A 13,282-nucleotide genomic window follows, 5' to 3' on the forward strand; every position below is an offset into this window, starting at 1 on the left:
GAGCTACCGTGCGTGTGCAATATTCGAAAGTATGTTCGATTGTCGGCAGTGGAGTGTGTGGCGTCCATCCTCTCCGCCGCGGCCGGTCTACGTCGACATCGATCGCGTCCTTTCCAGTGATGTCGTGCCATCTGCGCGTGATGTGTCGGCGACCGTGCGGAAGTGCGGGTTGGTGCTGTCGGGGCAGATGCCTGCGACTCAGCGAGCCTGGCATCGGCTGGTGGATGGTCGGTGGATCGCGAGTATCGAGGTGCCGGTGGAGACCGGTGGGCAGTGGATCTTCCTGGATTTGATCGCGCCCGCCGACGCTGTGTCGCCCCGTGATGATCCTGTGGCGTTTCCGGAGCGTCCGTCGAATCAACGGGGTCAGCCGAAGCGGTATTGACTCTCGGAGAACCATTGCGGGTCAACGGTTTGTGTCGGCGGGGGCGAGTACATTGCTCGTCATGTCACTGGGGGAAACCTTGAACGAGGTCCTGAAACTTCAAGCGGCGTACACGCCGGATCCGAAGAGCGCGTTGATGAAGCAGCGTAAGGATCTGGTGGAGTATGTAATTCGGGATCAGATCGGATCTGAACTCGCCGCGATTTGGCCCGCGTGGCGAGCGTCCGGCAGTGGCGGCAAAGGGGCCCCGGCGGAGGTGCCATGGAGCCGGTACTTCGATCCTGCTCGCAGCCCAGCACCGACGGACGGCTGGTACGCGGTGTACTTGTTCGATGCCGTGGGTGAGGCGGTGTACCTGTCGTTGAATCAGGGCACGACAACCTGGGATGTTGAGCGACAAGACTTCTCGTTCCGCTCCTCCGCCCAACTGGCACAGCGAGTGGAGTGGGCACGAAAAGTATTGGTGGACACCGACGCCGACCCGAAAACCTTCCACGACATCAATCTGAAGGGTAAGCAGCGTCTCGGCAGGGTCTACCAGTTCGGCAACGTTCACGGCATTGAGTACCGCGTCGCTGAGATCCCCTCCGATGAGGAGCTCCGCAACGACCTCATCCACATCGGACGCCTGCTCGAACACCTTTACGCGGCCGAAGAGAGCGCACTCTACATTCCGGGCGACGAACCACCAGAGATCGCCGATGCGCAACTCGCCGCGGATGAGGCGGCCGGCAAGACTCGACGACGTCGTAAGGGCGGGCAAGGCTTCCGGCTGAACCACGACGAGAAGAAGGCCATCGAACTGCACGCCGTAGCGCTGGCCACCGAGCACTTCAAGGCGCAGGGCTACAAGGTCAAAGACACCGGCGCCGTCGAATCCTATGACCTGCTTGCCACCCGCGACGACGAAACGATCTACGTCGAGGTGAAGGGCACGGCCTCACCGGGAGAGCAGATCATCGTCACCCGCGCCGAGGTTGAGCACCATATGAAGCACTATCCGAGCAACGCTCTCGTCGTTGTTCATTCGATCCTCCTCGACCGAACCAACGGGGCCCTGGTGGCGTATGGCGGTACACCGGTCATCACTCAGCCGTGGAAGATCGATGACACAGCACTGACGCCGATCTCCTTCCGATACCGGATTCCTCTGGAATAGGCCGGATCCGGATTATTGCTGGACCTGGCCCTTGTTCAAGTGGAGCAAAACTCGATGTAAAGGACGCTTGTTTGAACGAGCCCGGCTCGGCGGCCTGGCACGCGGTCCGGCGAGCTCAGGTGCAACCGGGTGAGCGTGTCCTCGTGGTCGGCGGCGGCTCGGTCGGGCTCTTGACGGCGGCCGCCGCGCAGCACCAAGGGCACGCGGTGGATGTGGATGCCCGCCACCGCCACCAGCTGGCTGCGGCCGAGCGACTGGGGTTCGGGCGGCCGAACGGTGATCAAGGCCGTCCTCGAGCCCTGACCGAATTCGGGCGGCCGCCGCGGTGGTGAATCCGCTGCGCTCGTGGGCGATTCGACCGATGGCGGCACGCGGGTCGTGCCGATCATCGGAGGTTGATGCCCGAAGACGCTCGGCGCGCGACGACGGCGACTGGGCGTCCCGGCCCTGGTGATCGACGAACACGACCGGCCGGGCGACCAGTGGCGCACCCGATACAAGTCAGTGGGCCCGCACGACCCGGTGTGGTACGACCACCTGCGGTAACTGCCGTTCCCAGTGAACTGGCCGGTCTTCACGCCGAAAGACAAACTCGACCAGTGACCGCTATGTGGGATTGCAGGAGGCTTCCATGCCTGGCTGAGCAGGCAACAGTTGAAACCGGCCTGCGGGATACACGGCTGTCGCCGATGTCCGGCCGGGGGCGGGGGTTTCGATCAACGGCTCCGCCACCGAACCATGCGGGATCATCACCCTCGGCGATCGACTGGCGCTCAGCGAGAAAAGCTGCCCCGCTTGCCTTTTCGGGCAGTACGCTCGGGAGGCTGAGGTAGCCGGGGAGGGGGGCATTTGATGGATCCGCGTCAGGTTGCGGTACTCATTGGTACCGACGGGGTGTTCGAGGACAAGACCGGGGAGGTTACCGGCCTGCGGTTCGATGGCGGGCGGGTGCACGTGACCTATGCAGGCCAGAGAACTTACGGGTTTGCGGCGCAACGCGTTCTTGTTCTCGACAATCCTCAGGTCGTTGCGATCGGTTCGGATGTGGGCGTCGCGGTCGATGGTGAGATCTGGAACAACATCACCGAGGCACGTTACTTCACCGGGGCCGGGCAGGTGTGGTGGCATCTGTTCTACGGCACTGCCGGAAAGTGCGCCGTGCGCTCGGGGGAGCAAGTCGAGTTCGTTCGCAATGGGGCATTCGATGTGCGGACAACGAATGTTCTGCAGTATTGGCGTGCGGTGGCCGCACTGCTGCCGGACGAAAGCCGGTCGCTGCGTGAGGGATTCGCGGGATTGACATTCGTGCATCCGGACAGCGCACTGCATCGCTTTCTCGAGGGCGGGTCGATCGATGTGCGGAAGGATTCGCCGTCGCCGCCGATCTATCCGTTTCACACCAATTTGAGTCAACGCGAAGCCATCGACAATGCACTGCACCACCCGATTTCGGTGATCGATGGGCCGCCGGGGACCGGGAAGACGCAGACCATTCTGAATCTGATCGCCAATATCCTTGTCGACGAGTCGCGGACGGTCGCGGTGGTGTCGTCCAACAACGCAGCGGTGGAGAACGTCCGCGATAAGCTCGCTGAGGCGGGATTAGGATATGTCGCGGCCGATCTCGGACGTGCGGAGAAACGGGCGAAATTTCTCGGCAATCAGGCACCGCGGAATCAGGTCGTCGCGGCCCTGCGGTCATCCGCCCAGCGGGAACCGCCCTCGGCGGAAAGGCTGGTCGAGCTCGATCGTCGCCTGCGCGGCCTGCAGGAAACCGAACGAGAACTGGCGCAATTGCGTTCGCGGCTGGCCGCCTTCGAGTTGGAGCGCCGCCATTTCAATGGCTATTTCGAGCGGCACGAGCTGCCAGAACTCGACCAACTCCCGGTGCTGCGCTGGAGTGCGGCAAAGATTCTCGTCTACATCGGCGACACTGATCCCGAACTGGTCCGGACCACGGGCATCACACTGCTGTGGGACCGAATGCGGAAGTACTTCAAATACCGATCCATGCGGCACGTCGATGCCGGGGACGTGGAGATCGTGTTGCGACTGCAACGGGTGTTCTACGATAAGAAGATCGCCGAGCTCGAGCGGGAGATCGAGGAGGTTCGAAATTCCTTGACGGGGGCGCGATTCGAGCGGCTGGCGGAGGAGCAGCGAACACTTTCCGTGGACTGGCTGGGAGTGTGTCTGCGGCAGCGCTATGCGCGGCAGGCGCCTCGCACCTATGACAAGGGCTATCGAAGCCAGTGGGGTCGGTTCAGTCATGACTATCCGGTCATCCTGAGTACCTGCCACTCGCTCGAGCGCAGTATCGGCAAGGGACGCCTGCTGGACTATCTCATCATCGACGAAGCATCACAGGTGGATCTGCTCGCAGCGGGAATTGCCATGGCCTGCTGTCGAAATCTGATCGTCGTCGGCGATCTGCGGCAGTTGCAGTTCATCGACAATATGCCGGAACAGTTGTGTCCGCCCGCGCCCGCGCCCGCGTACAACTGTCAGCAGCACAGTATTCTGGCGTCGCTGATCGAACTGTACGGTGCTGAGTTGCCGCGCGTCATGCTGCAGGAACACTACCGTTGCGACCCGGCCATTATCGGATTCTGCAACAAGAAGTTCTACGACGAACAACTCATCCCCTTCACCAGTAGCCAGAACGGCTACCAGGCCATGGTGGTGGCACGAACCGTGGCGGGCAACCATATGCGCTGGCACGACGGGGGTGGGCGCACCAATCAGCGGGAAATCGATGTGATCCGGCGAGAAGTGCTGCCACAGTACTGTGCCGACTTCCCGAACCAACAGATCGGCATCACCACGCCCTACCGCAAGCAGGCGAATAAGGCAGCCGACCAGCTCATCGCCGCGATCGAGGCGGATACCGTGCACAGTTTCCAGGGACGTGAGAAGGACGCCATCGTCATGACCACCGTCTTGGATGAGCGGGAAGCCAGTCAAAGCGGAAAGGGCGGATTGGAATTCGCGGACCAGCCGCAATTGGTCAATGTCGCGGTATCGCGTGCCAAGAGGCGCTTCGTGCTGGTGACCAACCACGACATGCTGCCGGGGAGTCGCCACCTACGGGATCTGATCGGCTACATCCGATACCACAATCCGGACAAGGAGACTTTCGACAGTTCGGTGGTATCGGTCTTCGACCTGCTGTACCAGGAATATTCGGCGCGTTTGCGCCCCTTGGCGAATCGGCTACGCAATCGAACCGGGCAGGTTCGGTCCGAAGTGATCATGCAGACCGTACTCGAGGACCTGCTGCACGAGGACGAATACCGTGAACTGAGTGTCACTTCGCAAGTGCTGCTGATGAATCTACTGCCGGACACCCGCTTGCTCACCGAGGAGCAGCGCGGCTTCGTACGCCGGCGCGCGTCGATCGACTTCGTCGTCTACAACCGGGTAACCAATCTGCCGCTGTGCGCGATCGAAGTGGACGGTTTCGCATATCACGAGAACAATCCGCTGCAGTTGTCCCGAGATGCCTTGAAGGACAGCATTTGCAACACATACCGAATACCCCTCCTGCGGTTTCCAACCACCGGCAGCGACGAGGTCGACCGTTTGAGACGCGAGTTCAACCGCCTCCGGGAGCAAGCCCACAACCCCCCAAATCCGCCCAGCACCCGCTGATACGAGTCGATCCGATCCGATTCCAACGCCAGTCGGCAAGGCACTACGCTGCCAGGTCACCTGGTTCGACCGGATCTGCAGATGCCCGACTACGGCTCGCCGGGGGCGTTGGACCCGAGCGGGAGGGGCGCGGCCAGCACTCTGTATTCGCCGTTGCGTTTTGATGGATACCCTGACGGAATATCGGGCTGGCTCGAACTCACCGGTTCCCGCCGCTCATCAGCACGAGCCTCAGTCGAGAACCATGGCCAAGAAGGCTTGCGGGACCTGCGGCCATTCGTCGCGCCAATTGCCTTCGCGCAGATCATGTTCGAGTCCGCGGAGCAGGGATCGTAGCCAGGGGCCTTCGTCGCGCAGTGGCCGGATCAGGACGGTGTCGGCGCAGGTGGCCAGTATCGGCACGAGGGTATCTCGCGCTTGGTCGGTCTGTTCGGCTGCCGCGAGGCAGGACGCGAGCAGGAGTTCGGCGTCGAGAGCGGCGCGCGGTCGGCGGGTGGAGTCGATCGAATCGCGCAGCACGCGAGCACGGACGCAGGCGGTGGCGATCAGTGCGGGGTCTACGGTCCGCAGCAGTGTCCGGATCGCGGAGTTCTCGCCCAGTTCGGCGGTGATGATCGCGATGGCGCTATCGCTGTTCGGCTGAACCATGGCGGCCGTCGACGCGGTCGTCAGGCCGAGTCGGACCTGTTCATTGGTGATGCGCGCGGCCAGTCGCGGCAGGGACAACGCCTTCGCGGTTCTCGCGCCGTCCGTCAGCCGCTGCGCCGCGCCTTCGAGATCGCCGCGCACCGCCTTGATGCGGGCGCCGGTCGCGTAGCTCGCCACCATGAAGTCCACTGGGCCGCCGCCGATTCCGAGTTCGACGGCCTGATCGAGCAACTGCTCGGCGGCGTCGAGCTCATCGCGTTCGTAGAGCAGCTCACCGAGCAGCGAACTTGCCAGTCGCGCCGCGTAGGACCGGGTGCCGGAGGCATCGACGGCAATTCGGAGGGCGGTGCGGAAGCTGTGCTCCGCGGCGGCGATATCGAGTAGTTCGCGCTCGGCGAGGCCGATCAGGCAGTGGCTGTAGACCAGGCTGAATGTCCCGCCGGCCTGCTGGTGGTAGGGCGCGGCCCAGTGGTGCCACGCCCGCGCTCGGTCGAAATCGAAGTGATCGGTCGCCAGAAACGCCGCGAAAGCCGCCGCCGCACACAGCGTCCACGGTGACAGTGTGTCGGTACGTTTCAGACAGTCGGTCACCACGGCGTCGATACCCTCGACCTGATCGGCCAGTGCGCGTTCGGAACAGCCGATCAGGGCCGCTTCGGCGGTGAGCGTCGGATCGGGTGCCGCGTCCAGTGCCGTCTGGGCCAGGCGCAGCGCGGTATGCAGTTCGGTGGGACGGCGCAGTATCGCGTAGGTCCAGGCGAGGGCGACCTGAAGTCGAGCCCGGGTCGCAGTGAGCCGCGGCGGAAGTTTGGCGACCAGCCCTTGCAATGTCGCCAGCTGGGCATGTTCGACGAGGTCCATGGCTCGGGTTTCGAGGAGGTCCACCGCGTAATCGTCATCGCCGCAAGCCAGCGCGTGATCGACTGCCTCACTGAGCATGCCGTGCTCGGCGAACCAGGCGGCAGCGGTACGGTGCAGGTCGGCTATCCGTTCGGGGCGGTCACGTGCGAGTCGTTGGCGCAGGAATTCGACGAACAGCTGGTCGTAGTGGAACCATTCGCCGCCCTCGTCGATACGGTGCAGGAACAGATTTCGCCGTTCGATATCTTCCAGCAGTGCCTGCCCGTGCTGCTGTCCGGTCAGCGCCGCGGCGAGGCCACCGGAGATCCGTTCGGGCAGTGCGGTTGCCAGCAGGGCATCGAACAATTCGGGATCCACGGTGTCGAGTACGTTCTCCGCCAGATATTCGGCAATGGCTTGGTGTCGTCCCGATAGATGGTCGATGAGCGTGGTCGGATCGTGGTGTTCGCGCAGCGATAGTGATGCGAGTTGCAGTGCCGCGATCCAGCCTTCGGTGCCGGTACGCAGCGCGGCGACCTCGTCGTCGTCCAAGGCGAAGCCGCCGACCTCGACCAGTAGCGAGCTTACCTCGGACTCATCGAAACGCATTGCGGTGGAATCTATTTCGATGAGTTCATGGCGAACTCGCATGGTGGCGACCGGTATTCCCGCCAATGACCTGCTGGTGACGATGATCTGCAGGTGATGGCAGCCGTTTTCCAGCAGGAACCGCAGGGCCGCCACGGCGTCGGGATCGGTGACCCGATCCCAGTCGTCGATCACCACGGCCACTCGTTGGCGCTGTTCGTGGATATCGTTGATCAGTGTGGTGAGCACATAGCGGGTGGACTGCTCGCCCTCCTCCTCGAGTACTCGGCCCAGTGTGGGTGCCAGTTCCGGCCGCACCCGGTGGATCGCCTCGATCAGGTGGGCGAGGAACCATACGACATTGTTGTCGTCGTCGGCGGCGTTCAACCAGGCGACTGCCACCTGCTGGTCCTCATGGAGGTATTTGGCCCACTGCGCGGCCAAGGTGCTCTTGCCGAATCCCGCGGGCGCGTGGATGACGATCAGGCGCCGCCGATGGTCGGCTCGCATCGCGTCGATCAGCCTGTCTCGCTGGACCATTCGGCGCCCGGACATGGTCGGGCGGAATTTGGTTTCCGGAGTGGCCGGTGCCGGCCGCGCGGACGATGTCCGGCCGGGTGCGATCGACACCGCGGCGGTGGCGCCCGACGGGGTGCCGGTGGCAGCGGTGTCGATGGGGCTGACACTCGGCAGCGTCATGTCCTGAACGGGCACGCCGTTGGCGCGCTGGATCGCGCGCAGTGACTCACCGAATTCCGCGGCGGACTGCGGGCGGTCCGCCAGGTTGTGCGACATGCTGGCCTCGATGGCGACGCAGACGTCGTCGGGGATGCCCTCGGGGCGCAGATTCGGCAGCGGTTCGGCGGCGATGCGCAGAAATTGCGCGACCACCTGCTCGCCCGCGCGGCGTTCGTAGGCGGCGTGGCCGGTGATCATGCAGAACAGGGTCGCGCCGAGTCCGTAGACGTCCGAAGCCACCGACGAGTCGCCCGATTGCAGGACCTCCGGCGCGGTGAATGCAGGGGAGCCGGTGACCACGCCGGTCGTGGTTTCGAAGCCGCCCGTGACGCGGGCAATGCCGAAATCGGTGAGCTGGGGTTCGTCGTAGTCGGTCAGCAGGACATTGCCCGGCTTGATATCGCGATGCAGTATCCCGGCCCGATGTGCCGTCTCGAGGGCGCCCGCCAGTTTGATCGCGATTCGCAATGCCTCCGCCAGCGGTAAGGGCCCTGCAGTCCGGATACGGTCCTCCAGCGAACCACGGGCGTGATACGACATCACTAGATAGGGACGTCCGCTGCGGGTGGTGCCGACCTCGAGGATGTGCACGATATTGGGATGCCCGGACAGCGCGCCCATCGCCTGCTGCTCGCGCAAGAATCGTTCGGAACTCTCCGACTCGAACTCACCGGAGGTGAGGATTTTGACCGCGACGTCGCGGTGTAATGCCTGTTGCCGACAGCGATAGACCACACCGAATCCGCCACGGCCGACCAGCTGCGGATCGTCGAGACCCGTGCCTGCCAGTTCCTTGCCGATATCCGGCGGCCGGTTGGTCTGTGTTGCCATGGGATCGCGGTCGGCCATGTGCTGCTCGGTGTCGTTGGTCCGCGGTGCTACCGCGCTGGCTTCCCAGTTTATGCCCGGCGAACTCCGGAATCGGGATATCGACCGCCCAGTGGGCGGGTCTCTTGTGGTGGGTGCGCGTTCATGGTCGGCTCATAGCAACGACCATGTCGAAAAGGAGCCGCCCCCATGCCTATTCAGCGACTGAACCATGCCGTCCTGTACGTCTCCGAGGTGGAGCGCTCGGCCGCCTTCTACGGTGCGGTGCTCGGGTTCCGGCGGATCGGCGAATTCCCCGGCGGTGTGTTCCTCCGGGCCGCGGGTTCGGCCAATGACCATGACCTGGGCCTGTTCCAGTCGTCGGATCCGGTCGGCGCGCACCGCACCGGCCGGGTCGGGCTCTACCACCTGGCCTGGGAGGTGGATACGCTGCGCGAACTGGGGCGAGTCAGGGATGGGCTGCGCGACGTCGCGGCGCTGACCGGAGCCTCCGATCACGGGTGCACGAAGGCGGTGTACGGGTCGGATCCCGACGGCATCGAATTCGAGGTGTGCTGGCTGGTGCCGGATGCGGCGGTCGGGCCGGCGCTGGCGGAGATGACCGCGCCGACTCGGCCACTCGATCTCCCGGCCGAGATCGCCCGGTACGGCGCGGACACCCCGGGCGGGCCGCGGACCGACCATGCGATCTGGCAGCGCGCTTTCGCCAAAAATGCGGATTAGGTCGATCCATGGATCAGCTCTGTGCGCGGGCTGGGCATGTTGTCGAATCTTATTCGGCGTGCGCAAATCCGCTGGCGAGGCCGCGCAATGCGCGATCGAGCGTGGCGGGGAGATCGGTGCCGGGGATGGCGAGCCAAGTGTCGTAGGCGGCGATGGCGACGCCGAGTGCCGAATAGCCGAGGGCCTGCGGAATGAGGTCCCGAGGCGATACCCCGAGCCGGGTGGCGGCGAATTCGGCGACGACGTCGCGCCATTCGCGGTACCGCAGTGTCGAATGTGCCTGCAGCGCCGGAACCGTGAGGATCAGGCGCATGCGCTGGCGGTGCCGGGGCAGTGCCGCGGCGTCGAAGCGATTGAAATCCACTACCACGGTGCGAACCGCGTCCATGATCGGCTGGTCGGCGGGACAGCGGGCGAACCGCTCGCGCATCACCCGCAACTGTTCGCTGAAGTCACCCCAGACGACATCGTTCTTGGAATCGAAGTAGCGGAAGAACGTGCGTTTGGTGATGCCGACCGCGGCGGCGATGTCCTCGACCGTGGTCGCGTCGAATCCATTGCGCTCGAAGAGTTCGAATGCGGCATGTTCCAGTTCGATCGCACTGGTCGAGGGGCGTCTTCCGCGCCGGTTGCGCTGCGCGGCCGCCCGCTGAACGGTCATTGCCCTTCCATTTCGACACTCGGTGACATTATGCTCCTGATCACAGATCCGACCTTCGATATCGAGGAGCATGTCATGCGCCGAGTGGAGACCGAGCCGACCGCTACCCGCACCGACGACGACACCGCCGTCGAAGCGGACCTGCTGGTGGAGGATGTGTCGATCGATGGCATGTGCGGTGTCTACTGAGACCAGGCCCTTCGACCCGGCCCGCCCGTACGCACTGGCGGCGTCGGTGTCGTTGCGGCCCGAACGGTTCGGTGCCCTGCTGTACGACTTCGGGACGCGCCGACTCTCCTTTCTGAAGTCCCCCTTGCTGGTATCGGTCGTGCGGGAGCTGGCACATCAGCCCGACGTGACTGCCGCGCTCGCGACGGCCGGGGTCCCGGCCGCGGAACACGACCGCTATCTGCGTGCGCTTGCCGGATTGTCCGAGGCGGGCACCATCCGGCCCCGGACGGTCGAATGCGGACAGGAACGATCATGAAACTGGTAGAGCATTTCGAACACGGCCTGGACGCGCCGATCTGTCTGACCTGGGAGCTGACCTACGCCTGCAATCTGGCGTGTGAGCACTGCCTGTCCTCGTCGGGGCGACGTGATCCACGCGAGCTCAGCACCGCCGAATGCCGGTCGGTAATCGATGAACTGCAGCGTATGCAGGTGTTCTACGTCAATATCGGCGGCGGTGAGCCGACCATTCGGCCGGACTTCTGGGAACTGCTCGACTACGCGATCGACCACCAGGTCGGAGTCAAATTCTCCACCAATGGAGTTCGGATCACCCCCGAGCGTGCGCGACGGCTAGCGGCCACCGATTACGTGGACGTCCAGATCTCCATCGACGGCGCCACCGCCGAGGTCAATGACGCGGTCCGGGGTCCCGGCTCATTCGCCATGGCCCACCGTGCCATGCGAAATCTCGCCGATGCGGGCTTCGAGAACTTCAAGATCTCGGTGGTCATGACCCGCCACAATGTGGCCCAACTCGACGAATTCAAGTCCATCGCAGATGAATTCGGCGCCCAGCTGCGCATTACCCGGTTGCGACCGTCCGGCCGGGGCGCGGATGTCTGGAACGACCTGCACCCCACCACGGACCAGCAACTGCGGATCTACGACTGGCTGGTCGCCAATGGTGAAAAGGTGCTGACCGGCGACTCGTTCTTCCATCTCAACGCCCTCGGCTCGACACCGCTGCCCGGTTTGAATCTGTGCGGTGCGGGACGGGTGGTCTGTCTGATCGATCCCGTCGGTGATGTCTACGCCTGTCCGTTCGCCATCCACGACGAATTCCTCGCGGGCAATGTCCGCGAGCCGGGTGGCTTCGAAACCGTGTGGCGCACTTCGGAACTGTTCACCGAGCTGCGCAAGCCACAGACGGGCGGCGCGTGCGTATCGTGCTCGGCGTACGACGCGTGCAAGGGCGGCTGCATGGCCGCGAAGTTCTTCACCGGACTGCCGCTGGACGGCCCGGACCCCGAATGTGTGCGCGGCAATGCCGAATTGGCGCTCGCCGCGGCGGGCGCACCGCCGCACCCGGATAAGGATCATTCCCGCACCGGCAGGCGATCGGTGACACTTGGGCTGCCGTCCGTCGGCCGCATCCCGGACCGTGCCTGCGATACCAGTCCCGTGGCGGGCCTGCACTGATCGAGTTCGATGTCGTGACGGTCCGGCTGCGCTTGGATACCCGGGTGCGCCGGTTTCAAGGCGGGCGGATCCTAGTGGGCGGTGCACCGCTGCGGCTGCTTCGCCTCGGTCCGGTGGGGGTCGAGTGTGTCGATGCGTGGTCGGCAGGTGAGCCGGTCGGTGCACGGCCGCACGAGCAGGCGCTGGCCCGCCGGATGCTGGACGCCGGAATCATGCACCCGGTACCGGATGGGGGAGCGCTTACCCACGATGATGTGACCTTGGTCGTGCCGGTGAAGAACAATCCGGTCGGCCTCGAGCGGTTGTTCGCCGCGACTGCGGATCTGCCGCATCGCGTCGTCGTCGATGACGGATCGTCGGTACCACTGCCGGAAGTGGCTGTTCGCCACAGTGATTCGCGTGGACCGGCGGCAGCGCGTAATGCGGGTCGGCGGCTTGCCCGTACCCCGTTGATCGCCTTTCTCGACTCGGACACCATCCCTGATCGAGGGTGGTTGGACAAAGTGCTCCCGCTCTTCGACGACCCGTCGGTGGCCGCCGTCGCGCCCCGGATCCGATCATTGCCCGATGGACCGCTCGGGCGATACGAGATGGACCGTTCGAGCCTGGATATGGGACCGGATCCGGCTACGGTGCGCCACGACGGCCGGGTCCGCTATGTGCCCACCGCCGCGCTGGTGGTTCGCCGCTCGGATCTGGAGGCCATCGGCGGATTCGACGAAGACTTGCGCTTCGGCGAGGATGTCGACCTGGTGTGGCGACTGCTTGCCACCGGAAAAACCGTGCGTTATCAGCCCTTTTCGATTGTCCGCCATGCACCGCGCGCCACCGTGCGCGCATGGCTGCGCCAGCAATACGACTACGGCACCTCGGCGGCGCCGCTCGCGGCCCGGCATCCGGGGCGGCTGGGTTGCGCCCACCTGCCGAAAGTGTTTGCCGCACAATGCGCGTTGGTGCTCACCGGCCATCCCGCGGTGGCCGTGGCGTCGGGCATCCTGGACGCCGGACGGTCGGCGCACCGCCTGCACGGGCACGGCATACCAGTGCGGGCGGCATCAACTGTCGCGGCTGCCGGACAATTCGCGCTCATCCGTCAGGCCGCCGATGCGTTGCGTCGGGTGTGGTGGCCGTTGGCATTGCTGAGCCGTCGTGGCCGCGTGGTGCTGGCGGGGGCCGTGCTCTCGGCGGCGGTCGTGGACCTCACCCGCGGCCGGAACCCGTGTCCGCGCATTGCCGCGGATCTCGCCTACGGCCTCGGCGTATGGGCGGGTTGCTTCCGGCATCGCAAGGCGGAACCATTACTGCCGCAACGCAATAGATCCCAGGACGTGCCGGGCTGAGACGTCGGCTGATGCCGCCCTGGAGGCGATCTCGCTGTCCGGGTTTTCGCTGACAGTCGCTCGGTCAG

Annotated in this window: 10 protein-coding genes; 8 read left to right on the forward strand and 2 right to left on the reverse strand. The window is 64.6% G+C overall.

Going from position 1 to position 13,282, the window contains the following annotated elements; genetic code table 11:
* The first annotated feature begins 446 nt into the window (after positions 1–446).
* The 3 genes from ABZW16_RS00525 (at position 447) to ABZW16_RS00535 (ending at position 5,195) form a co-directional block, all read left to right on the forward strand.
* Positions 447–1,544: a DUF3578 domain-containing protein gene (locus tag ABZW16_RS00525; protein ID WP_354950625.1), complete on the forward strand. Its 1,098-nt coding sequence runs from the start codon at positions 447–449 to the stop codon at positions 1,542–1,544.
* 71 nt (positions 1,545–1,615) lie between these two features.
* Entirely contained in the window at positions 1,616–1,876 is a 261-nt protein-coding gene (locus tag ABZW16_RS00530; protein WP_354950627.1) for a hypothetical protein, read from the forward strand.
* A gap of 520 nt (positions 1,877–2,396) precedes the next feature.
* Positions 2,397–5,195 carry an AAA domain-containing protein gene (locus ABZW16_RS00535; protein WP_354950629.1) on the forward strand — a complete coding sequence of 933 codons (2,799 nt, stop codon included), beginning with the start codon at positions 2,397–2,399 and terminating at the stop codon, positions 5,193–5,195.
* Between the two features lie 231 nt (positions 5,196–5,426).
* On the opposite strand, the gene ABZW16_RS00540 is transcribed toward ABZW16_RS00535, so the two are convergent.
* On the reverse strand, positions 5,427–8,840 hold the full coding sequence (locus tag ABZW16_RS00540; RefSeq protein ID WP_354950631.1) for a protein kinase: 3,414 nt from the start codon (positions 8,838–8,840) through the stop codon (positions 5,427–5,429).
* Positions 8,841–9,026: 186 nt separating this feature from the next.
* Here ABZW16_RS00540 and ABZW16_RS00545 point away from each other — a divergent pair, with 186 nt between their 5' ends.
* Positions 9,027–9,560 carry a VOC family protein gene (locus tag ABZW16_RS00545; protein ID WP_354950633.1) on the forward strand — a complete coding sequence of 178 codons (534 nt, stop codon included), beginning with the start codon at positions 9,027–9,029 and terminating at the stop codon, positions 9,558–9,560.
* A 49-nt stretch (positions 9,561–9,609) separates the two neighbouring features.
* On the opposite strand, the gene mftR is transcribed toward ABZW16_RS00545, so the two are convergent.
* On the reverse strand, positions 9,610–10,221 hold the full coding sequence (gene mftR / locus ABZW16_RS00550; RefSeq protein ID WP_354950635.1) for a mycofactocin system transcriptional regulator: 612 nt from the start codon (positions 10,219–10,221) through the stop codon (positions 9,610–9,612).
* A gap of 30 nt (positions 10,222–10,251) precedes the next feature.
* On the opposite strand from mftR, the gene mftA reads away from it, so the two are divergent.
* Genes mftA through mftF form a run of 4 tightly spaced genes read left to right on the forward strand, consistent with a single transcriptional unit; the run spans position 10,252 to position 13,214 of the window.
* Positions 10,252–10,410 (forward strand): mycofactocin precursor MftA, encoded by a 159-nt coding sequence (mftA, locus tag ABZW16_RS00555; protein WP_354950637.1) that lies wholly within the window; start codon positions 10,252–10,254, stop codon positions 10,408–10,410.
* On the forward strand, positions 10,400–10,708 hold the full coding sequence (gene mftB, locus ABZW16_RS00560) for a mycofactocin biosynthesis chaperone MftB (protein ID WP_354950639.1): 309 nt from the start codon (positions 10,400–10,402) through the stop codon (positions 10,706–10,708). Before mftA ends, mftB begins: the two co-directional genes overlap by 11 nt.
* Positions 10,705–11,874 (forward strand): mycofactocin radical SAM maturase, encoded by a 1,170-nt coding sequence (mftC, locus tag ABZW16_RS00565; protein ID WP_354950641.1) that lies wholly within the window; start codon positions 10,705–10,707, stop codon positions 11,872–11,874. The genes mftB and mftC overlap by 4 nt, the downstream gene beginning before the upstream one ends.
* A 14-nt stretch (positions 11,875–11,888) precedes the next feature.
* Positions 11,889–13,214 (forward strand): mycofactocin biosynthesis glycosyltransferase MftF, encoded by a 1,326-nt coding sequence (gene mftF / locus ABZW16_RS00570; RefSeq protein WP_354950643.1) that lies wholly within the window; start codon positions 11,889–11,891, stop codon positions 13,212–13,214.
* Positions 13,215–13,282 lie beyond the last annotated feature (68 nt).

The sequence above is a fragment of the Nocardia sp. NPDC004604 genome (genome assembly GCF_040609795.1).
GTDB lineage: Bacteria > Actinomycetota > Actinomycetes > Mycobacteriales > Mycobacteriaceae > Nocardia.